Below are 20,289 nucleotides of genomic sequence, written 5' to 3'. Positions count from 1 at the left end.
ATGTCCACTATCAGCGATGTTGCCAGACTGGCCGGGGTTTCCACATCGACGGTGTCGAATGTGCTGAACGGCCGTGTCGAGCGCATGAGCAAGGAAACGCTCGACCGCGTGCAGCAGGCGGTGGCCGAACTCGGTTTCCGCCCCAACCGCACCGCGCGCCAGCTTAAGACCGGCGAGACCCAGCTGCTCGGCCTGCTGGTACCCTCAATGGGCAATCCGTCTTACGGCCTGCTGGCCCGCGAGATTGAGCGGGTGTCGCGCGAGCGCTACGGCTATCGCGTCATCGTCGCCAACACCTATCGCCAGCCGGACCAGGAACGCGCTTTCCTCGACGACCTGTGGTCGCAGGGCGTACGCGGCGCCATCGTCATCTCCTCGCTGGCCGACGAAGCCCATTTCGAGGAGCCGGTGGCGCGTGGCTTGGTCACGGTGAGCTATGACAGCCATGCCCGTCGCGACCGCCAGCCGATCCTGGATTATGTCTCGGCCGACAACGTGGCTGGCGCCAGCCTCGCCGTACAGCATCTGGTGGCCGAGGGCCACCGCACCATCGCCTTCCTCACACCCTCGGGCTGGACCTTCAGCCGTGCTGAAAAACGCGAGGGCTTTCTCCATGCCGCGAAAGAAGCCGGCATACAGGGCGTGATCATCGCCGGCAGCACAGCGTCGCATTACGCCGATGAGGAAATGGCCGAACTGGGCCAGAGCCTGGCCGCACCGCTGGCCGGGCACCCCGATAAACCGACGGCTGCCGTCGCCATCAACGACATGATGGCCATCGGACTGATGGCCGGCCTGCGGGATCTGGGCTTCTCACTGCCAGGCGACATGTCGGTGATCGGCATGGACGGCATTCCACTCGGCGCCTATACGGCACCGCCCCTGACCACCGTCTGCCTGCCGCTGCCGGAACTGGCCCAGACCATGGTCGACCGCATCATGCTGCGTCTCAAGCAGCCCGATACCGCACCGGGCGAATTTCGATTTGCCTCCTCCCTGCTGCTCCGCGATTCCGTTGCCGCGCCAGCCAAACGGCGCGCCAGCGTCAAGCCGTCCCGGTGATCCGACCCGTCATGCGTATCCTGCTCACCCACACGCCCGATGCTTTCCAGAACTATTATGGCGAAGATGCCCTGGCCGGCCTGCTCACCCATGGCGAGGTGCGACTGCACAAGGGCGCGACGCCGCTCGACACGGCAGCGCTGATCGCGGCAGCCCATGACTGCGATGTGATAGTATCCGACCGCCAGACGCCGGGCGAAGCCGCCGTCTTCGAATCCCTGCCCAACCTGGTCGCTTTCCTGCGCTGCGCCATCGATATCCGCACGATTGACTTGGCGGCGGCCAGCAAGGCCGGCGTGCTGGTCACCCAGGCCACCGCCGGCTTCATCGACGCGGTGGCCGAACTGGCGGTCGGCTTCATGGTCGACCTGTCGCGTGGCGTCAGTGCCGCCGTGCACGCCTACCAGACCGGACAGCCGCCCGCCATCCGCATGGGCATCCAGCTGTCGCGCGCCAGCGTCGGCATCATCGGTTATGGCGTCATCGGCCGGCGCACGGCCGCACTGGCCCATGCCTTGGGCATGACGGTTCTGGCCTGCGATCCGTTTGCGCAGATCACCGAGCCTTACGTGGAACAGGTGGCCATGCCCCATCTGCTGAATGCTGCGAAATTCGTGATCTGCCTGGCACCGGCCAATGCGCAGACCGAAAAGCTGATGGATGCGGGGGCCTTCGCCGCCATGCAGCCGGGCAGCTATTTCATCAACCTGTCGCGCGGCGACCTGGTGGATGAAGCTGCCCTGGTGCAAGCGCTGGATAGCGGCCATCTGGCTGGCGCGGCGCTAGATGTCGGCCGCGCACCGGACCAGATGCCGTCACCCCTGCTGGCCCGGCGCAGTGATGTGATCGCCACGCCGCATATCGGCGGCCTGACGCCCGAAGCGGTGTCGCATCAGGCCTTCGACACCGTGAAACAGGTAGCGGCGCTGGCCGCCGGTCAGTTGCCGCCGGGCGCCGTCAATGCTACGGCAGCACGGCGGCTGGTTCGCCTCGGCGTCACCATCGCGTAATCCACTCAGCTTCGGCGCTTAGCCCGCAGTTTCAGAGTCTGCAGCAGCGCCATATCGCGTTCGGCGCTCAACTCTGCAATCGAGCGACCATTCGCTTCGGCTTCCACGCCGCGCACGATGGCCTCCTTCACCGCAGGTGTGAGCGATGGATTGCCCAGCGAGGCCCAGCGCTTTTCCTGGCTGGGACCGAGATGGTCGAGATAATGGCGGATGCCGCCGTCGCCGCCACCCAGGTGATAGGTCATATGCGCGCCCTGGATCGACCAGCGCAGGCCCGGCCCTTCCACCAGCGCCCTGTCGACATCTTCGACATCGGCGATGCCCTCGGCGACGATATTGACCGCTTCGCGATACAGCGCCGAGGCCAGCCGGTTGGCGATATGGCCGGGCGCTTCCTTCTTCATGCGCACCGGCACCTTGCCCATCGCGGTGTAAAAGGCGATCACGCGGCGCACCACGGCATCGTCGCTGCCGAAGATTTCCACCAGCGGTACCAGATGCGGCGGATTGAAGGGATGCGCCACCACCACCTGCGCAGCTTTCGCCACGCCTTCGGTCAGATCGGACCAGGCAAAAGACGAGGTGCTGCTGGCAATGATCGTGTCGGGCGCTGCCGCGAAAATATCGGCATAGAGCCGACGCTTCAAATCGATCTTTTCCGGCGCATTCTCCTGCACCAGGTCGGCGCCCTTCACCGCGGCTGACAGGCGGCGCAACAGCTTCACCTTACCGCGACCGCGCAGGCCAAGCTGGGCGAGCTGCCTGCGCGCCACCAGCATGCGAGGACGGAAAGCAGCGAGCGCGGTTTCGTCGGGATCCCAGACCGTCACATCGATGCCACCGGCCGTGAACAGCGCCGCCCAGCTCACGCCGATCAGGCCGCCGCCAACGATGGCCACGCGCTGCACAGGCAGATCGATCTGCGTCATGGGTCTTGACCCTTTGAATATTAAGCGGCGGCCGGCGGAAAAACCTGCGCGGCAAAGCGCGGGTAGGTCTCGGCGATCTCTGCGGCAATACGTGTCCGCATCAGCGCCAATACATCGGCATCCGGCGCCGGGGTCTGCGGCACGGTGTCCGGGCAATCGAAATCGAAGCCGGTATTGTCGCGCACCTCTTCCACACTGTGGCCCGGATGCACGCTGTCCAGCCGGAACCGCAGCCTGCTCTTGTCGAAGGCGAACCAGCACAGGTTGGTCAGCAGGCCGATGGGGCCGCCGGGCCGATACGTACCGTCATTCTTCGGACCGGCCGAGGAAATGAAATCCACTTTTTGCACCAGCACGCGGCGCGAATGCTCCTCACGGAACAGGATGACGCGTGGCACCAGGTAATAGAGATAGCCCGAACCGAAGGAGCCCGGCCAGCGCGCGTCGGTCTGCGGATATTCGCCGCCGGCACCGACGAGATTGATATTGGCCTGGCCATCAATTTGCCCGCCGCCAAGGAAGAAAGCATCCAGCCGACCCTGGGCTGCGATATCGAACAGCTCAACGCCGCCGTTGCAGAAGAAATCATTGCGCACGCTGCCCAGGATATTCACGCGCAGCCGACCACTAGACTGCGCCCGCGCCAGCAGCGCGCCGGCACCGGGGATCGGCGAGGAGGCGCCAGTGGCGACAATGCGACAGCCCTGCAGCAGCCGTGCGATGGTGTGGATCAGCAATTCCTGGCGGCTGAAGGACATGGCTTACTCGGCTGCCCGCCGATCATGCACGAAGAGATCGAGATAGCGCCGGAAACCCTCCTCCGTGCGCGCCAGTTCGCCATATTGTTTCAGATGTGCCTCGTCGTAATCGTAGATATCCCAGAGCTTGAGCGGCCATGCGCCGCGCGGCGCCTGGGCGATGCCACCAATGTAAGCTGCCGTCAGCGTACCGGCGGCGCTTTCTTCGGTGGCCAGCAGATCGACATCACGGATTTCCTCCACCGTCACCAGCGCCTGGGCGGAGGCATGCGCCATCGCCACCAGCTCGCGGCGGCGGCCGATGAAAACATTGCCGTTGCGGTCGGCATAGGGCGCGTGGAAGACGGCAAAATCCGGCCGGATTGCCGGCAGCAGCACGATTGGGTCTTGTTCGGTATTGAACGGATTGTCGATCACCTGCCAGTCGGGCCGGTTGGCCAGCAGGTCCGTACCGAGCAGGCCACGCAACGGCATGAAGGGCAGCCCCTTGCCGGCGGCCTGGATGGCGGCATGGATGGCCGGACAGGTGGCATCCATCATGCGGAACTGCTTTGCCTTCAGGCCGGCCTGGAAGCGGTGCGCCGTGCCGTATTCGCCGAGCGTGATAGCCGAGGTTTCCACCGTGGCCACGCAGCCGGCGCCGATCAGCATCTCGGTCTGCAGGCCTGAGACCGGCACACAGACCACATGCAGGCCGCGGATACCGCGGCGGATCATGGCGCGGGTCATCTCCATGGCGACACCGGAATAATCCGGCGGCACGGCGATCTTGGCGCCATCGGAGATCATCGCGGCAAGCTGGTCGAGACCGGTCATGGCGCCCTCCTGTTGCTTCCTCCCGTTCTATTTAGGGGCAACAGGGCGTGTCGTCTATCGGGGACGGTGCTGCGCCGCCTCATATGGCAGCGCAGCATCGTGGGTTCAGCCGCGCAGCTTGTTGGTCCAGGCTTCCAGCGCGACCATCAGCTTCTGGATGAATTCACGGGTCGGCTGGTCGGTCAGCTTGCCTTCGGCATCGAACTTGGTCTGCGCCATGCCGATAAAGACTTCCGGCTTATTCACCGGGAAGGCGTTCAGGAACACCATCATCTTGCGCAGGTCATACTGCGCGCGGCCGGTGCCCAGCGGCCCCATGGCGGCGCCCATGATGGCGACCGGCTTGCCGTCGAACGGCTGGGGCTGCAAGCGCGAGACCCAGTCGATGGCGTTCTTCAGCACGCCGGGGATCGAGAAATTGTATTCCGGGGTGACGATCAGGATGGCATCGGCCTCGCCCAGCGCCTTGCCCAGGCGCTGCACCGGCGCCGGGAAGCCCTGCTGCTTGATGTCGTCATTGTACAGCGGCAGGTCGCCAATCTCGGCCGGCGTGATGGTCATGCCGGCCGGCGCTTCCGCGATGGCGACGCGCAACGCCGCGGCGTTGTAGGAAGCCTTGCGGAGACTGCCGCACAGGGCGGCGACGCGGATCGGTGCAGTCATGGGAAACCCTTTCGTTTCTGAAGGCGGTTATTGTTCCGCCTGGAAGATTTCGCTGCGGCGCTTGCCGAGCTGCGGCAGCAGTACCAGACAGGGCACCAGCAAAGCCAGTACGATCAGCGTGGCGGCCAGCGGCCGGGTGACAAAGACGCTGGCATCGCCATCGGACAGCGCCATGGCGCGACGCAGATGCTCCTCGATCAGCGGCCCGAGCACGAAACCCAGTACCAGCGGCGCCGGCTCAAGGTCGAGCTTGGACAGCAGATAGCCGAGCAGGCCAAAGCCGACCGCCAGCCAGACCTCGAAGGCGCTGCCATTCACGCCATAGACGCCGATGCAGCAGAACAGGAAGATCGCCGGGAACATCAGGCGATACGGCACCTTCAGGAACTGAATCCAGATACCGACCAGCGGCAGGTTGATGATCACCAGCATGATATTGCCAAGCAGCATGCTGGCGATCAGGCCCCAGAACAGATCCGGCCGCTCGGTCATCACCGTCGGGCCCGGCGCGATGCCGTGGATCATCATGCCGCCAACCAGCAGCGCCAGTACGGCATTCGGCGGAATGCCGAGCGTGAGCAGCGGAATGAAAGACGCCTGAGCCGCGGCATTGTTTGCCGATTCAGGGCCGGCCAGGCCCTCCACGGCACCATGGCCGAATTCTTCCGGATGGCGCGACAGGCGCTTTTCCAACCCATAAGAACTGAAGGAAGCGAGGATCGCGCCGCCACCGGGCAATACGCCCAGGATGGTGCCGAGGACGGTGCCGCGCAGCACGGCTGGGACCGCGCGCCGGGCCTCCTCGCGCGAAGGCCACAGGCGGCCAACCTTCTTCACCATGCCGCCCAGTGTCTGGGTGCCGTCGAGATTGCGCATCACTTCGGCGATGCCGAACAGTCCAACCGCCAGCGGCACAAAGCCGATGCCATCGGACAGCTCGGGGATATCGAAGGTCAGGCGGGCATAGCCCGTATTGACGTCACGCCCCACCGTGCCCAGCACGACGCCCAGGCCGACCATGGCGATGGCGCCCAGCATCGAACCATGCGACATCGCAATCGAGATCGACAGGCCGAGCAGCATCAGGCCGAAATACTCGGCCGAGCCAAAAGCCAGCGCCAGTTTGGCGAATTCCGGGCCGAACAGCACGTTCAGCATGGTGCCGACGATGCCAGCAAAGAACGAGCCGAGCGCTGCAATCGCCAGCGCCGAACCGGCGCGGCCGCGCACCGCCATCTGGTAACCATCGAGACAGGTGACCACGGAGGCCGTCTCGCCCGGCACCTTCATCAGGATCGAGGTGGTGGAACCGCCATATTGCGAGCCGTAATAGATGCCGGCCAGCATGATGAGGGCCGCGACCGGCGAGAGATAGAAGGTGACCGGCAACAGCATGGCGATGGTGGCAACCGGTCCGATGCCCGGCAGCACACCGATCAGCGTCCCGCATAACGCACCGAGAAAGCAGAACAGCAGGTTGCCCGGCTGTAACGCAATGCCGAGGCCCGTGGCGAAATGCTCCAGCGATTGCATCATGTCAGCGGAACTCCGGCCAGATCGGCACCTGCAGACGCAGGCCGTAGCCGAACAGCAATGTCACGAAAACGGCGAGCACGACAGCAGCCGTGACACGCTCCTTCAGCGACAGGTCACGCGAGGCGAGACCGGCAATGAAAGTGGTTACAGCCGCCGTCAGCGCCAGGCCGAGCCAGGACAGCAGCAGGGCGAACATCGCCATGGCTGCCGGGATGACGAAAGCGCGCGGTGTGAAACCGCCGGCCGAGACTGCAGTGACGGGAGCACGGAACAAAGCACGGAGCGCCATCAGAATGCCGAGCAGCAGCAACAGGCCACCGGTCAGTTGCAGCATGAGCCCCGGGCCGATATCCGAGAGATCGCCGCTCGGATATCGCCAGGTCAGAACAAGCACCAGAGCGCCGGCGAGTGTGGAAAACACGCCGGCGCGGAAGTCCCTGGCGGCAGGCAGGCTGGTCACTGCCGGCTCCCGTTCACTGCTGTTGCTGCTGGATGCCGTCATCCTGCATCACCTTCGCCCAGCGCTGGATCTCGGCGCCGAGATGGGTGTTGAAGGCGGCCGGCGTGCTGGTCTCGGGCAGGAAGTAGGCATCTTCCACCTGCTTGCGCACCTCGGGCTTGCCCAGCGCCGTGGTCACGGCGGCGTTCATCTTGGTGATGATGGCATCCGGCGTGCCGGCCGGGAAAGCCAGACCATACCAGGTGGTGACGTCGTAACCGCGCAAACCGGCTTCAGCCACGGTGGGCGTGTTGGGCAGCGCCGGGAAACGCTTGGCCGACGTGACCGCCAGCGCCTTCAGCTCGCCGCCCTTGATCTGACCGATCACCGGGGCTGCCACTTCCACCAACAGCTCGACTTCGTTGCTGCGCACGGCGGCGATGGCGGCCGGCGTGCCGCGATAGGGAATGTGGCGGATTTCGCCGCCGCTCATATTGCGGAAGACCAGGCCGGCGAAATGCTGGGTGCTGCCGACGCCGACGCTGGCGAAGCGAATCTTGCCCGGCTGCGCCTTGATCAGTTCAATCAGGGTCTTGCCGTCGGTTGCGGCCACGTCGTTGCCCGCCACAATGATCAGCGGCATGGTGGCCACCAGCGAAACCGGCGCAAACGACTTGTGCGAGTCATAGGGCAGCGATTTGTAGAGGCTGGCCGAAACCGCATGACCATTGTTCATCATGAAGATCGCCGAACCGTCCTTCGGCGATTTGGCGACAAAGTCCGCACCGATGGTGCCGCCGGCGCCCGGCTTGTTTTCCACCACCACCGGCTGGCCGAGAATTTCCGACAGCGGCTGAGCAATGATGCGGGCGATGATATCGGTGCCGCCGCCGGCGCCGAAGCCGACCACCATGCGGATCGGCCGTGACGGCCAGTCCTGCGCCAGAACCGGCAGAGCGGCAAAGGTCGCGGTGAGGGCAACCGCCAGGGCGGTGAATGTCGTCTTCTTCATGGGTTCCTCCTCTATCGGCCGGCCCTGTGCCGGCTCTCTTTGTGGGTCAGTGCTGAAACTTACTCGCGAGCGGCCAGCCGGAAGTCGTAGTGCAGCCGCGCATAAGGCGTATCCAGTTTGCGTCCGGCCACCGTCTCGCCGGCCGGACGCTGCTCATACGGTGCGACCAGGGCGTCCTTGACGCCGAAGACCACATCGCTGTCGAGATAACTGTCGCCCTGTTCGAAGACATGGGTGACCAGCTTGCTGTAGCCGGGCGCCTCGATCATGAAATGCACATGGGCCGGGCGATACGGATGCCGCCCCTGGACGCGCAGCATGTCGCCGACCGGACCATCATCAGGGATCGGATAAGATGACGGCTTGACGGTCCAGAAATGGAAATGGCCCTGCTCATCGGTGAGGAAGCGCGCACGGCCATTGAGGTCGTCTGGATTCTGAAGTTGCTGCACGTCGTAGAAACCGGCTTCGTCGGCATGCCAGATATCGACGGTGGCACCGGCCAGCGGTTTGCCGTCAGCGCTGCTGACGCTGCCCTCGACATAGAGCGGCTGGCCTTTCATGCGGCCGCCGACATCGGCGCCCAACGGATACTGCGGTGGCTCGTCGACATAGAACGGCCCGAGCACGGTGGACAGCGTGGCGCCGCGGTCGCGGCGGTGGTTGATGGCATCCACCAGCATCGACGCACCCAGCGTATCGGACAGCAGGATAAATTCCTGGCGATGCTGGTCGCACATATGGCCGGTGCGGGTGAGGAACTTGATGCCCTCGAACCATTCTTCCTGGGTCGGCTCGACCTCGCGCAGGAAGGCGTGCAGATGCCGCACCAGCGCCTGGCTGATCTGCCGCGTGCGCGGATCGGCCCCCTGCCCCACCTTCTCCAGCACGGCACTGGTAATGGAGGATTCATCGAACTGGCGGGTCGGGGAGGCTTCACTCATCACGGCAACTCCGGGGCTTCGCCGGCATGGGCCCGGCGCAGCAGCGAGAGCAGCGGCGCGCGGTCCAGCGGGCGGGGATTCCAGTAGGGATTCTGCAGGGCGATATCGGCGGCCCGTTCGATGCCATCGGCTGGCATGCCGATGGCGGCCAGCGAGGCCGGGGCGTTCAGGCTGCGCGCCAGTCGCCACAGGCCAAGCGACGCGTTGTCGGTATCCAGCGCACGGGCGATGCGCTGCATCGCCTCGGGCACCGCCGGCGCGTTGTAGGCCAGGGCATAAGGCAGGATCACGGTATGGGTTTCGGCATGCGGCAGGTCGAAGCTGCCACCCAGCACATGGCAGAGCTTGTGATGCAGCGCCATGCCCACCGTGCCAAGGCAGACGCCGCAGAGCCAGGCGCCATAAAGCGCGGCAGCGCGGGCATCCATATTCTGCGGATCGGCCTGGATGGCCGGCAGCGCGGCGGCCAGGGCGCGAATACCCTCTTCCGCCATCAGGCTGGTCACCGGATTGGCGTCTTTGGCATACAGCGCCTCGGCCGCATGGGCGATGGCATTCATGCCGCTGGTGACAGAGACATTAACCGGCAGTCCAGACGTCAGATCGACGTCGTAGATCACCGCGCCGGGCCGGATCGACTCTTTCCGCTGAACGGTCTTCAGGCCGTCCTTGGTCTCGCCCACGGTCGGCGTCATCTCCGAGCCGGCATAGGTGGTCGGCACGGTGACCTGGGGCAGACCGGTGCGTAAGGCGAGTGCCTTGCCCAGACCGGTCGTCGAACCGCCGCCGACCGAGACCAGCGCATCGGCCTTCATATTTTGCAGCACGACCAGCGCCTGTTCGGTGACTTCGACCGGCGTATGCATGCGCGCGCCGGCAAAGCGGCCGGCGACCCGGCCGTCGGCAGCCGTTTCGGCCTGGTCGGCCAACCCGCCGCGCCCCGGCGTCGACAGCAGCAGCGCACGCGAGGCCCCGATCCGCGCCAGCTCGGCGCCAAGCTGCGACAGCGTGCCCCGGCCGAAGATCACCTTCGACGGCAGGCTGCTGTAGACGAAGCTGCCGGGATTGAGCATCGACATGTCGGCGTCCGCGACCCTCAGGCGGCCGGCGCGAAGAACATCTGCGGCGACACGGTCTCGCCGCGCAGCCAGGCGGCACCGCGCGCATAGAGCGCCGCCACTTCCGGCCCCTTCAGGCCCGGCATGTCGCGTTTCACCTTGTAGCCGATCTCCTCCTGGATATAGGCGAGATGGCGATAGCCTTCCGGCAGGGCCGCCAGCTTGGCCGGGTCGATGGCCGGAGCCTGCGACGGATCGATCGGATCGATGCGATCCTTCTCGTAGATCGGCTGGCGGACCACGATACCCCACTTGCCGTTCCGCTTTTCGATGAAGTCATAGAAACGGCCGGTGCAGACCACGTCGCAAGGCACGCCATGCACGGTGGAGCGCTGCGAGATGGTCATCTTGGTCTGCGAGATGGCGCGGCTGCCGTTCAGGTCGACCGAAATGCCGCCCAGGAAATGCAGGATGCTGACGCCCTTGGCCCAGCCTTCCTGGCTGACCCGGATGAATTCGGCTGCCGGCCCCTGGAACCAGGTGGCCATCATCCAGCCGTCGTCATGCCAGACCGTGCGGAACCGCTCCCAGTCACCGGCATCGCGCCACACCGCCCAGTTCTGCAACAGCTCGGCGATGGTCAGGCGTTCGATCTGATCCGGATGCATTCTTTGTCCTCCCGCAGGAGCGCCTTGCTTGTCACGGCGCCTTCCTGTAAGTTCACATATATAAACTAGTTCAGATCTATGAAACCCGATAGCCCTGCCACTGTCAAGTCAGCCGACCGCGTCCTCGATATCCTCGAGGCGGTGGCCGCCGCGTCCGGCCGCGCCTCCTTTTCACAACTGATGAGCGATCTGGGGATTCCGCGCAGCAGCCTGTTCCAGCTGCTGGGCAACCTGACGGCGCGCGGTTATCTGGAGCAGGATCCGGCAACCCTGCGTTATCGGCTGGGCGTGAAAATCGGCGAACTGGGTCGACGGCGTCCGGCGCCGCCGCTGCAGCAGATCATCCAGCCGCTGCTGAAACAGCTGAGCCAGGACACCAACGAAACCGTCGGCTTTTATGTGCGCGACGGCGACCATGTGACCGCCATTGCCACCCAGACCGGCGGCCAGGCGCTCACCTACACCATGCGGGTCAGCGAGATGGCACCGCTCTATGCCATCTCGTCAGGCAAGATCGTGCTAAGCCGAATGAGCGATACCGAGGTGAAGGCCTATCTGGCCCGCACGCCATTCGAGAGATTCACGTCGCATACCCTGACCAGCGCCAAGCAGGTGATGGAGCAGCTGCGCAGCATCCGCGAGGAAGGCTTTGCCTATGCCCATGAGGAATTCACCGTCGGCATCATCGGCATCGGCACTGCCGTGCTGGTGAAGGACGAACTCGTCGGCATGGTGAACTTGGCCGTGCCCTCTGCCCGCTTCACCAAGACCAATGCGGCCATGCTGCGCCAGCATCTGCGTCGCGCCGCCGCCGATATGGCCGCCGCTATCGAGAAAGCCGTCTAGTAGCCGAGCGTCTCCGGCAGCCAGAGCACCAGCTGCGGCATGAGGATGAAGGCCACCACCAGCGACAGCATGGCCAGCACGAACCAGATGGCGTATTTCACCGTCTGCTCGATGGGCACACGCGCCAGCTTGGCTGCCACCATCAGGTTGACCGCCATCGGCGGGGTGAACTGCCCAATGGCGACCATGTAGGTCAGCAGCACGCCGAACCAGACGGGATCCCAGGCGAAATTACGCATGATCGGCATCAGCAGCGGCACAAAGATCAAAAAGATCGAGATACCGTCCAGCACCATGCCGACGCCGAGCAACACCAGCACGATGATAGTGAGCGTGCCATAGGAGCCAAGCCCGCTGGTCGCGATCCAGCGTCCCAGCGGATCGACAATGCCCAGCGTGCTGACCGCGTAGGCGAAGATGCTGGCCAGAGCAACAATGAGCAGGATAATCCCCGAGGTCTCGGCCGCTTCGACCAGGATTGGCACAAGGTCTTTTGGCTTGATCTGGCGATGCACCAGAATGCCGACGAACAAACCATAGACCACGGCAACCACCGCGGCCTCGGTGGGCGTGAACCAACCCATGCGCATACCGCCCAGGATCAGCACCGGTGCGGCGAGGCCCCAGAGCGCGTCGCGCAAGGCCGGCCAGAATGGTGGCCGTTCGGTATCCATCTCGGCTTTTCCGAAACCGTAATGCTTGGCGAGCCAGACCGCCGGAACCATCAGAGCAAAACCGGCCAGAATGCCGGGCACCATGCCGGCCGCGAACAGCGCCGGCACGGAAGCGCCGGGCACCAGGACCGAATAGATGATGAAGGCAATGGACGGCGGAATCAGGATGTCGGTCGCCGCGGCCGAGCCGATCACAGCAGCCGAATAGCCCGCCGGATAGCCGGCGCGCTTCATAGCCACCAGCATGACACCGCCAACAGCAGCCGCCGTGGCCGGACCGGACCCGGAAATACCGCCGATCAGCATGGCGACGCCGATAGCCACCAGCGGCAGCCGTCCGGGCTTGCGGCCGACAATCGACACCGCGAGGTTGACCAGACGCTCGGCCACACCGGATTTCTCGAAGATCACACCGACCAGTACGAACATCGGCAGCGCCAGCAGCGGATATTTGGCGATACCAGCATAGAAGTTGTTTGGAATCGACATCAGGCCGAGATCGGCCAGGGCGATGCCGAGCGAGCCGCCCAGCATCAGCGACACGCCGATCGGCACACCGGCCAGCATGAGGACCGCGAAGACGATAAAGATCAGGATGCCAATCATTGCGAGCGCCACTTGCGAAGCAGTACCTGCACACCCCGTGCAGTGATGGCAAAGGCCAGAACCGGCAGCCAGATGCTGTACCACCATTGCGGCCAGCCGATGCCGGGCGAGGTCACATCGTATTTGTAGTCATCCCAGAAGAAACGCACGGCCAGCACGGTAAGAATGCCGAAGGCCAGCACGGTGCAGGCCGCCGACAGCAGCGCCAGGCGACGGCGGCGTTGCGGTGTGCCGCCATCGAAGAAGGCCTCAATGCGGATATGACGGTCGCGCGCCACGGCGGCGGAAGCGGCCACCATGGTGAGGATCACCATCAGCGAGATGGAGAGTTCTTCCGTCCAGGCAAAAGATTCATCGGTGAAGTAACGCACCAGCACATTGGTGAAAGTGATGATGGCCAGCAATGCCATGGCACCGGCGCCAACCCAGTCCTCCCAGCACATTTTCTGGGGCTGCGCCGAATCGATAGCCAGCGGTTCGCTTTCAGTGGGGATGGACACGCTTCATTCTCCGGCTGGTCGGAAAAAGCAAAGGCCGGGATTGCCCCGGCCTTTGCCAATATCAGATCACTCTGCTCAGGCCTTCTTACGGGTGGCCGCGACGGCGTCTTCCGCCTTCTTCACCAGATCCTTGCCGATCTGGCCGGCCCACTTGTCGTAGGACGGCTTCACCGCCTTTTTGAAGGCGTCCTTCTCGGCAGCCGAGAGCTCGGTGACCTTGACTCCAAGGCCTTCCACTTCCTTGACCAGCGACTGATCGGTCGGCACCAGGCCCTTGCGGGCGATGGCGATTTCCTGCTTGCCGGCATCGATGGCAGCCTGGTGCACGATGTCGCGATCCTTCTGCGTCCAGGAATTCCAGATTTCCTGATTGGCGATGAAGATCAGCGGATCGGCCACATAGCCCCAGCGCGTGACGAACTTCTGCGCCAGTGTGTGCAGCTTGGCGGCCGTGAAGATATGCAGCGGGTTCTCCTGGCCTTCGACCGCACCCGAGGCCAGCGCCGGCTGGGCATCGGCCCAGCTCATCTGGGTCGGATTGGCGCCCAGCGCCGTGAAGGTATCGTTGAAGATCGGCGAACCGACGACGCGGAACTTCAGGCCCTTCATATCGGCCGGCTTGCGGATTTCGCGCTTGGAGTTGGTGACTTCACGGAAGCCGTTCTCGCCCCAGGCCAGCGGCACCACGCCGTTCTTGCCGACGATATCCATGATCTCCTTGCCGACCGGGCCCTGCACCAGGGCATCGAGGCCGGCATGGTCCTGCGCCAGGAAAGGCAGCGAGAACAGATTGAGCTGCCGGATCTGCGGCGACCAGTTGATGGTCGAACCGATGGCCAGATCGATGACGCCCTGACGGACTGCGGTGAATTCACGGGTCTGGTCGCCGTTCACCAGCGACACACCCGGATACATCTTGATGTTGATACGGCCCTCGGTGCGCTCGCGCACGAGGTTGCCCCAGATTTCACCGCCCTGGCCCCAGGGGAACGGCAGGCCCACCACGGTGGAGAGCTTGTATTCCGGCTTGTAGGCGCCCTGGGCGCGGGCAGAACGGATGAAGATGGTGGGAGCGGCGGTGAAGGCAGCAACGGCCACACCGGCCTTAAGCAGCGAACGACGGTTCATCGGGTCTTCCTCCAGTTATTTTTTATAATTCGTTGAACAGAATATTCAGGACGCAGCGCCAAGGCAATCAGCGACGCAGCAAGTCGCGGGCCTTTGCTGCAATGCGGTCGGGCGTGACGCGCACCTCTGCTTCCAGTCCCGGCGCATAACCGACAGGCAAACGCGGTCCCCCGAGGCGCGCGACTTTCGCCACCCCTTCTTCGGCCAGCGATGCCACAATTTCCGCGCCAAAGCCCGCCACCTGCACGGCTTCGTGCACAACAAGCACGCGGCCCGTTTTTGCGGCAGAGGCGAAAACCGCCTCGCGATCCCAGGGCCAGAGCGTCCGCAGGTCGATCACCTCGGTCTCGACGCCCTCCCCCGCCAGCGCCGTTGCGGCCTCCAGCGACCAATGCACAGCCTTGCTCCAGCTCACGATGGTCAGGTCGCGTCCCGGGCGTGCGATCCGCGCCTTGCCAAGTTCAGCTCTGGCAGCGGGATCAACCCCGCCTTCGCTGGCCCACAGCTCCTTGTGCTCGAAATAGGCAACCGGGTCACCACAGCCGATGGCAGCCTGCAGCAGGGCGTAATTGTCCTGCGGCGTCGCTGGCGCCAGCACCACAAGGCCGGGAATATGGGTGAACCAGCCTTCCAGCGACTGCGAATGCTGGGCTGCCGACGAACTCCAGATGCCGATGGGCATACGGATCACCGCCGGCACACGGCCCTGCCCACCGAACATGAAGCGGTTCTTCGCAGCCTGGTTGATGATCTCATCCATGGCGCAGAGCGCGAAATCGATCACCCGCATCTCGACCACCGGCTTCAGGCCGGTCAGCGCCATACCAACGGCGGCGCCGACAATCGTGGCTTCCGAGATCGGCGTGTCGATCACGCGCTCGGGACCGAAGGTATCCTGGAGACCGCGATACTGGCCGAAGATGCCGCCGCGCCCGATATCCTCGCCCAGCGCCACCACGGCCGGATCGGCGCGCATGGCCTCGGCGACGGAAGCAGCCGCAGCCGCGGCATAGGTCATTACCGCCATTGGCCCGCTCCCAGGTCCTGCACTTCGGAATAGGCCGCATCGGCTGCGGGCCAGGGCGCGGCATCAGCCGACCGCACAGCCTCGGTCACTTCATCGCGCGCCGCCTGCATGATGGCTTCGACATCACCGGCACTGACGCCGCCATTGCGCAACTGTTGCGCCGTCACCAACAGCGGATCGTCCTTCTGCGCCGCCGCCAGTTCCGCCGGGTCGCGGTAACTGGCCGGATCGACCGAGACATGGCCACTGAAGCGATAGGTGCGGGCATGCAAAAGACACGGTCCCTTGCCGGCGCGGATATCGGCAATCAATTGCTTCGCCGTCTCACTGACGGCACCAACATCGTTGCCATCCACCATGGCGGCCTCGATGCCGAAGCTGCGCGCCCGCGCTGCTGCGCCCGCACCGGCCGACATGGTGCCGGTCTTGGTGGTCGCCGACCACTGGTTGTCCTCGCAAACGAACAGGATCGGCAGTTGGAAGGCGGCGGCCCAGTTCAGGCTTTCGGCAAACGGCCCGCGGTTGATCGCGCCATCGCCAAAGAAGGTGACGGCAATCGCATCGGCCTTGCGGATCTTGATCGACTGCGCCGCCCCCAGCGCAATCGGGATGCCGGCCGCCACCACGCCATTGGCGCCCAGCATGCCGACCGAGAAATCGGCGATATGCATCGAGCCGCCGCGGCCGCCGCAGAAGCCGGTCGCCTTGCCGAACAGCTCGTGCATCATGCGCGCCAGATCGGCACCCTTGGCCAGCGTGTGGCCATGGCCGCGATGCGTGGAGGTGAGATAGTCGCTGGGCTTCAGATGGACGCAAACACCAGCGGCGACGGCTTCCTGACCGGTGGAGAGATGCAGCGGACCGCGCACCTGCGCCTGGCCGGCGGCCTGCTGGCCGAAAGCGGCGACACCGCCCCGGCTGGCCAGCTCGGCGGCATCTTCAAACGCCCGGATGCGACACATCATCCGGTACAGCGGCAACAACGTGCCGACAGGAATATTGGACTGTTTCACGGGCCTGCTTCTCGGGTGTTTCTTGTTATGAAGCCGACCGTAGCAACGTGTTACCGGTAACGCAACTCAGGCGGCCGGACCGCTTGAAGCGCTAGCCGCGCGGCTGGGGCGGGCGCTGATCGGCGATCTCGAGGATCAGCTTGCGGCGCACGGCCGCTTCGAACGAACTGTAGTCGCGCGCCGGCACAATGAAGGCGCCGGGGCCGCCGATGACATGCTGCTCGTAATAGCTGTCGATATCCGGCTCCATATGCAGGATCGGCAGGCCGTTGATGATAATACCGGCTGCCACGGCGGCTGCGCGCGCCTCTGCAGGGGGCGGACCCGTGTTGTTGCGGCCATCGCCGGAAATATCGATCACCCGCCGGGTGGTTTGCACCGGCGCCTTGTCGAGCAGGCGGTGACCGAATTCGATGGCACCGGTGGGCGAGGTGCCGCCGCCGAAAATGGTGCGCTCGGCTTTTTCCATCGCGGTGGCAAATCCTGCGATGTCGGTATCGCTGCGCAAAACCGTCCAGGGCACGACCAGAGTCTGCAGCGAATAACCCGACCACTGAAAATAACTGATCGCGATGGCGCCGTGGATGCCGGACCGGATGGCCTGGATCACCTGACGGTTGCGGAAGGCTTCGGCATAGCCTCGCTGCTGCAGGGCATAATGCTCGGCATGGACGCTGCCCGAGCAATCGGCTGCCAGGACCAGCGCCAGATCGACCGATCGTGACTGGCTGTACAGGGGCCATGGCAGAGCCGCTGCAGCCACTGCGCTGCCCGCACCGAGCAGGAGTTTTCTCCGGTCGGGTTGGTGGTGCGAGGCAAGATGGTTCTGCCGGGGCAGCATGCCGGGAAACGATAGCAAGAAAAGCGGCACTGCGGCGAAACCTGTCGTTTCACCCGGCCACAATCCGCGATTTTCCTGCAAGCAACTGAATAATAACGAGAAAAATCAACATCTTCCCTGTGGATAAACCATTTGGTAACCTTATCGCCATGAGCGTGATCGACGTCATTCCCAAACTGGCAGTCCAGCAGAGCAAGATCTCGCTGGGCGGCGCCGGCAATCTGAAGTCGCTCGCCGAGGTCATCTCGACGGCAACCGGCTCCCTGCCCGGTGCCGAAGCCATGTTTCAGAAGCTGCTGGAAGTTCGCGCCGAGCTGGGCGGCCCGGATCAGGCCAGGGCCGAACGCGACGCGCCGTTGCGCGAGTTTCACTCGCCGCCGATCACCTATAACGGATTCGGGCAGACCTCCCGCAAGCCGCCATCCATGACCGTCTTTATCCTGGCCTGACGCCAGCGGCAGCGCAGGCTTGTACAGCCTGCCGAAAGCCGGTATTCGGCGCATGTCCGTTTCCGCTTCAACCTGCGGCTTTCCGATGCCTTCCCCGTCCGATGCCGGTCCCGAAATCAGTTTCGTCATCCCGGTCTATAACAAAGCCGGCATCTTGCCCCGGGTGATAGAGGCCCTGGCAGCGCAGACCCTGCCCGTGCCGGCAGAGTATGTCTTCGTCGATGACGCCTCGACGGACGGTTCTGCTGTCGTGCTGGAGCAGCATGGCCAGGCGCTGAACGGCCTGACCATTCTGCGCAATGACCGCAACGCCGGCCCCAGCATCCGGCTCAACCAGGGGGCTGCGCGGGCGCAGGGGCGCCTCCTGTGTCTGCTCGATGCCGATGAACTGATCGTGCCCGATGCCGTGACGCTGATGTATCGCGTCATGCAGGACGGGCAGGCCGACATGGTGCATGGCAAGGTGATCCGGTCCGATCTTGATGCGCAGGCGATCAAGCCGGAACCACTGGGCGCCGCACCGCCCAGCGAAACCAGCGACCGGCCGCTGCACACCGTCACCCATGGCCGCGGGTTCGTGCGCATGGCCTGGCTGGTGGAAACAGCCCTGTTCCGCCGGGCCGGCGGCTGCGATGAGCGGCTGTTCATCCAGGATGAATCCCTGCCGCTCCGCCTCGCCCTGCATGCCAGACGCCTGATCGATTTCCGCGGCGGAGTGACCCATGCGCCGCGTGGTGGTTCGCATCTGTCCGCCGACAAGCGGCAACAGCATCACGACCGTTTTTTCGCCTATTACAATCTGCTGCGCGAAACGCCGGCGCTGCCTGCCGAGATTCGAAACCGAATGGCAGCGATCTGTGTTTCGATTGCCTGGAAAGCACAGCAGCGCAGCGGCCTGCCCCTTGCGGCACTTGTCGTCTTCCGGGCATATCTGGCGGCGAAACTCGGTTTCGATATCTCCGACGCCTTCCTCGATCGCAGTGCTGATGCTTTTCGCCGCCTGAGCGGCATCCGGTCGCCCCAACCATGACCCTGTTCTACAAATTCACCGAGCCGTCTTATCTTGCCGCCGACCGCGGCTGGATCGAGACGCTGCGTAAAGCCAATCTCGGCCTGTTCTGCCTGCTGCCACTGCTGCTGCTGTTCTGGCGCGGTGGAGCCGATGCCGCCGCCACGCTGATCGGTATCAGCTTTCTGGCCGTCGTGATTGCACAACGCCAGTGGAGCCTGTGGAAGTGGCCGCCGGTCGCCATCATCCTGATTCTCTGGCTGGTCCTCAACCTGGTCATTTCCCCGCTGGCCCTGCAGCCGGCATTATCTTTCTCGCGCAGCGTGGCCTGGCTGCGTCTGCCGCTGCTGCTGCTGGCCGCCTGCCTGTGGCTGATCCAGTCGCGCCGCGACCTCAAACTGATCCTGCAGGTCTGGAGCGCGACACTGGCCCTCACCGTCATCGACGGCATCGTGCAGTTGTTGTCCGGCGTTTCGCTGAGCGGCCAGCCGATCTGGGACGATCGCCTCACCGGCCCGCTCGATCGCCCCAATATCGGCATGTTCGTTGCCCGTATCGGTTTCCCGCTGCTGCCGCTGGCTGCTCTGCTGCTTTCGGGACGCGAGCATCACCGGCTGGCATGGCCTGCCGTGGTGCTGGCCGGCCTTGTGGGACTGGCGTTCATCTTCCTCACCGGTGAACGCGCTGCCAGCATCCTGAGCCTGCTGTCCATCGCTACCGTGGTCGGGGTGATCATCCTGACGATTCCGCGCTATCGCATCTATGGAATCATCGCCACCCTGGTCAGCATCGCCATTCTGGTCGCCATCGTACTGACCAGCGAACGGATTTTTGCGCGTGTCCTGGCCCTGATCGAGGTGCTTCAGGATATCGGCGCCTCGCATTACGGCGAGATATTCCGCGCGGCCCTGGTGATCTGGCAGGATCATCCGGTCACCGGGATCGGCATGAAGAATTTCCAGAGCGTCTGCGAAGTCGTCACCCAGGCCCAGATGAAGCACCCCTGTCCGCAGCATCCCCATAACACCTATCTCGAATGGCTGGTCGAGACCGGCGTGGTCGGAACAGCGGGATATTGCCTGCTGCTGGCTGTGCTGATCGCCGCACTGTTGCCCATGTTTAACCGGCGCTCGCATCTGCAGATCGTCGGGGCTGCGGCTGCGGGTGTCATGGTCCTGCTGCACTTCCCGCTGACGGCCAGCCAGAGCAACTTCAGCAACTGGCCGGCACTGCTGTTCTGGAGCAGCCTGGCCCTGACCATGGCGGTCATGCGCCTGGGCCAGCGCGACGAGATGCACTGA

22 protein-coding genes are annotated in these 20,289 nt (G+C 64.4%); 6 read left to right on the top strand and 16 right to left on the bottom strand.

Annotated features, from left to right (window positions below):
* Both AC1ROT_RS18010 and AC1ROT_RS18005 read left to right on the top strand, forming a co-directional pair.
* Positions 1-1,062: a LacI family DNA-binding transcriptional regulator gene (locus AC1ROT_RS18010; RefSeq protein ID WP_492971171.1), complete on the top strand. Its 1,062-nt coding sequence runs from the start codon at positions 1-3 to the stop codon at positions 1,060-1,062.
* An 11-nt stretch (positions 1,063-1,073) separates the two neighbouring features.
* The gene (locus AC1ROT_RS18005; RefSeq protein ID WP_493000651.1) at positions 1,074-2,072 is read left to right on the top strand and encodes an NAD(P)-dependent oxidoreductase; all 999 of its coding nucleotides are present in this window, start codon (positions 1,074-1,076) and stop codon (positions 2,070-2,072) included.
* 5 nt (positions 2,073-2,077) lie between these two features.
* On the opposite strand, the gene AC1ROT_RS18000 is transcribed toward AC1ROT_RS18005, so the two are convergent.
* The 10 genes from AC1ROT_RS18000 to AC1ROT_RS17955 form a co-directional block, all read right to left on the bottom strand.
* A complete protein-coding gene (locus AC1ROT_RS18000; protein WP_493000650.1) occupies positions 2,078-3,001 on the bottom strand; it encodes a 3-hydroxyacyl-CoA dehydrogenase NAD-binding domain-containing protein in 924 nt (307 codons plus the stop codon).
* 20 nt (positions 3,002-3,021) lie between these two features.
* Positions 3,022-3,759, bottom strand: a complete 738-nt coding sequence (locus tag AC1ROT_RS17995; protein WP_493000648.1) for a CoA-transferase — start codon at positions 3,757-3,759, stop codon at positions 3,022-3,024.
* 3 nt (positions 3,760-3,762) lie between these two features.
* Positions 3,763-4,575: a CoA transferase subunit A gene (locus tag AC1ROT_RS17990; RefSeq protein ID WP_493000646.1), complete on the bottom strand. Its 813-nt coding sequence runs from the start codon at positions 4,573-4,575 to the stop codon at positions 3,763-3,765.
* Positions 4,576-4,680: 105 nt separating this feature from the next.
* Positions 4,681-5,238, bottom strand: coding sequence for an NADPH-dependent FMN reductase (locus AC1ROT_RS17985; RefSeq protein WP_493000644.1), 558 nt, complete (start codon positions 5,236-5,238; stop codon positions 4,681-4,683).
* 27 nt (positions 5,239-5,265) lie between these two features.
* On the bottom strand, positions 5,266-6,774 hold the full coding sequence (locus AC1ROT_RS17980; protein ID WP_493000642.1) for a tripartite tricarboxylate transporter permease: 1,509 nt from the start codon (positions 6,772-6,774) through the stop codon (positions 5,266-5,268).
* 1 nt (position 6,775) lies between these two features.
* Positions 6,776-7,234, bottom strand: a complete 459-nt coding sequence (locus AC1ROT_RS17975; RefSeq protein WP_493000640.1) for a tripartite tricarboxylate transporter TctB family protein — start codon at positions 7,232-7,234, stop codon at positions 6,776-6,778.
* A 13-nt stretch (positions 7,235-7,247) separates the two neighbouring features.
* Positions 7,248-8,225 (bottom strand): Bug family tripartite tricarboxylate transporter substrate binding protein, encoded by a 978-nt coding sequence (locus tag AC1ROT_RS17970; RefSeq protein ID WP_493000638.1) that lies wholly within the window; start codon positions 8,223-8,225, stop codon positions 7,248-7,250.
* A 59-nt stretch (positions 8,226-8,284) separates the two neighbouring features.
* The gene (locus AC1ROT_RS17965; RefSeq protein WP_493000636.1) at positions 8,285-9,169 is read right to left on the bottom strand and encodes an intradiol ring-cleavage dioxygenase; all 885 of its coding nucleotides are present in this window, start codon (positions 9,167-9,169) and stop codon (positions 8,285-8,287) included.
* Positions 9,169-10,248 carry a maleylacetate reductase gene (locus tag AC1ROT_RS17960; protein WP_493000634.1) on the bottom strand — a complete coding sequence of 360 codons (1,080 nt, stop codon included), beginning with the start codon at positions 10,246-10,248 and terminating at the stop codon, positions 9,169-9,171. Before AC1ROT_RS17960 ends, AC1ROT_RS17965 begins: the two co-directional genes overlap by 1 nt.
* A gap of 17 nt (positions 10,249-10,265) precedes the next feature.
* Positions 10,266-10,895 carry a nuclear transport factor 2 family protein gene (locus tag AC1ROT_RS17955; protein WP_493000632.1) on the bottom strand — a complete coding sequence of 210 codons (630 nt, stop codon included), beginning with the start codon at positions 10,893-10,895 and terminating at the stop codon, positions 10,266-10,268.
* A gap of 78 nt (positions 10,896-10,973) precedes the next feature.
* On the opposite strand from AC1ROT_RS17955, the gene AC1ROT_RS17950 reads away from it, so the two are divergent.
* Entirely contained in the window at positions 10,974-11,741 is a 768-nt protein-coding gene (locus AC1ROT_RS17950) for an IclR family transcriptional regulator (protein ID WP_493000630.1), read from the top strand.
* Here AC1ROT_RS17950 and AC1ROT_RS17945 read toward each other — a convergent pair.
* From AC1ROT_RS17945 to AC1ROT_RS17920, 6 genes are all read right to left on the bottom strand, one after another.
* Positions 11,738-13,021 (bottom strand): TRAP transporter large permease, encoded by a 1,284-nt coding sequence (locus tag AC1ROT_RS17945; RefSeq protein WP_493000628.1) that lies wholly within the window; start codon positions 13,019-13,021, stop codon positions 11,738-11,740. The two genes, AC1ROT_RS17950 and AC1ROT_RS17945, sit on opposite strands and share 4 nt — an antisense overlap.
* Positions 13,018-13,521 carry a TRAP transporter small permease gene (locus tag AC1ROT_RS17940; protein WP_493000626.1) on the bottom strand — a complete coding sequence of 168 codons (504 nt, stop codon included), beginning with the start codon at positions 13,519-13,521 and terminating at the stop codon, positions 13,018-13,020. The genes AC1ROT_RS17945 and AC1ROT_RS17940 overlap by 4 nt, the downstream gene beginning before the upstream one ends.
* 75 nt (positions 13,522-13,596) lie before the next feature.
* Positions 13,597-14,649 (bottom strand): TRAP transporter substrate-binding protein DctP, encoded by a 1,053-nt coding sequence (dctP, locus tag AC1ROT_RS17935; protein ID WP_492971186.1) that lies wholly within the window; start codon positions 14,647-14,649, stop codon positions 13,597-13,599.
* Between the two features lie 67 nt (positions 14,650-14,716).
* A complete protein-coding gene (locus AC1ROT_RS17930) occupies positions 14,717-15,676 on the bottom strand; it encodes an alpha-ketoacid dehydrogenase subunit beta (RefSeq protein ID WP_493000624.1) in 960 nt (319 codons plus the stop codon).
* On the bottom strand, positions 15,667-16,689 hold the full coding sequence (locus AC1ROT_RS17925) for a thiamine pyrophosphate-dependent dehydrogenase E1 component subunit alpha (protein ID WP_493000623.1): 1,023 nt from the start codon (positions 16,687-16,689) through the stop codon (positions 15,667-15,669). The genes AC1ROT_RS17930 and AC1ROT_RS17925 overlap by 10 nt, the downstream gene beginning before the upstream one ends.
* Positions 16,690-16,780: 91 nt before the next feature.
* Positions 16,781-17,452, bottom strand: coding sequence for a DUF1194 domain-containing protein (locus AC1ROT_RS17920; RefSeq protein ID WP_493000621.1), 672 nt, complete (start codon positions 17,450-17,452; stop codon positions 16,781-16,783).
* Between the two features lie 227 nt (positions 17,453-17,679).
* On the opposite strand from AC1ROT_RS17920, the gene AC1ROT_RS17915 reads away from it, so the two are divergent.
* The 3 genes from AC1ROT_RS17915 (at position 17,680) to AC1ROT_RS17905 (ending at position 20,289) form a co-directional block, all read left to right on the top strand.
* Positions 17,680-17,979 (top strand): hypothetical protein, encoded by a 300-nt coding sequence (locus tag AC1ROT_RS17915; RefSeq protein WP_492971190.1) that lies wholly within the window; start codon positions 17,680-17,682, stop codon positions 17,977-17,979.
* 85 nt (positions 17,980-18,064) lie between these two features.
* Positions 18,065-19,009, top strand: coding sequence for a glycosyltransferase family 2 protein (locus AC1ROT_RS17910; protein ID WP_493000620.1), 945 nt, complete (start codon positions 18,065-18,067; stop codon positions 19,007-19,009).
* Positions 19,006-20,289 (top strand): O-antigen ligase family protein, encoded by a 1,284-nt coding sequence (locus AC1ROT_RS17905; RefSeq protein ID WP_493000618.1) that lies wholly within the window; start codon positions 19,006-19,008, stop codon positions 20,287-20,289. The genes AC1ROT_RS17910 and AC1ROT_RS17905 overlap by 4 nt, the downstream gene beginning before the upstream one ends.

The sequence above is a fragment of the Ferrovibrio sp. GW821-FHT12E11 genome (assembly GCF_058806975.1).
Note: the sequence above shows the minus strand (reverse complement) of the source record. Positions and strands in the feature narration are given on the sequence as shown.

Coding starts and splice junctions, on each gene's coding strand:
- AC1ROT_RS18010 (WP_492971171.1), top strand. CDS start 1: ATGTCCACTATCAGCGATGTTGCCAGACTGGCCGGGGTTTCCACATCG.
- AC1ROT_RS18005 (WP_493000651.1), top strand. CDS start 1,074: ATGCGTATCCTGCTCACCCACACGCCCGATGCTTTCCAGAACTATTAT.
- AC1ROT_RS18000 (WP_493000650.1), bottom strand. CDS start 3,001: ATGACGCAGATCGATCTGCCTGTGCAGCGCGTGGCCATCGTTGGCGGC.
- AC1ROT_RS17995 (WP_493000648.1), bottom strand. CDS start 3,759: ATGTCCTTCAGCCGCCAGGAATTGCTGATCCACACCATCGCACGGCTG.
- AC1ROT_RS17990 (WP_493000646.1), bottom strand. CDS start 4,575: ATGACCGGTCTCGACCAGCTTGCCGCGATGATCTCCGATGGCGCCAAG.
- AC1ROT_RS17985 (WP_493000644.1), bottom strand. CDS start 5,238: ATGACTGCACCGATCCGCGTCGCCGCCCTGTGCGGCAGTCTCCGCAAG.
- AC1ROT_RS17980 (WP_493000642.1), bottom strand. CDS start 6,774: ATGATGCAATCGCTGGAGCATTTCGCCACGGGCCTCGGCATTGCGTTA.
- AC1ROT_RS17970 (WP_493000638.1), bottom strand. CDS start 8,225: ATGAAGAAGACGACATTCACCGCCCTGGCGGTTGCCCTCACCGCGACC.
- AC1ROT_RS17965 (WP_493000636.1), bottom strand. CDS start 9,169: ATGAGTGAAGCCTCCCCGACCCGCCAGTTCGATGAATCCTCCATTACC.
- AC1ROT_RS17960 (WP_493000634.1), bottom strand. CDS start 10,248: ATGTCGATGCTCAATCCCGGCAGCTTCGTCTACAGCAGCCTGCCGTCG.
- AC1ROT_RS17955 (WP_493000632.1), bottom strand. CDS start 10,895: ATGCATCCGGATCAGATCGAACGCCTGACCATCGCCGAGCTGTTGCAG.
- AC1ROT_RS17950 (WP_493000630.1), top strand. CDS start 10,974: ATGAAACCCGATAGCCCTGCCACTGTCAAGTCAGCCGACCGCGTCCTC.
- AC1ROT_RS17945 (WP_493000628.1), bottom strand. CDS start 13,021: ATGATTGGCATCCTGATCTTTATCGTCTTCGCGGTCCTCATGCTGGCC.
- dctP (WP_492971186.1), bottom strand. CDS start 14,649: ATGAACCGTCGTTCGCTGCTTAAGGCCGGTGTGGCCGTTGCTGCCTTC.
- AC1ROT_RS17930 (WP_493000624.1), bottom strand. CDS start 15,676: ATGGCGGTAATGACCTATGCCGCGGCTGCGGCTGCTTCCGTCGCCGAG.
- AC1ROT_RS17915 (WP_492971190.1), top strand. CDS start 17,680: ATGAGCGTGATCGACGTCATTCCCAAACTGGCAGTCCAGCAGAGCAAG.
- AC1ROT_RS17910 (WP_493000620.1), top strand. CDS start 18,065: ATGCCTTCCCCGTCCGATGCCGGTCCCGAAATCAGTTTCGTCATCCCG.
- AC1ROT_RS17905 (WP_493000618.1), top strand. CDS start 19,006: ATGACCCTGTTCTACAAATTCACCGAGCCGTCTTATCTTGCCGCCGAC.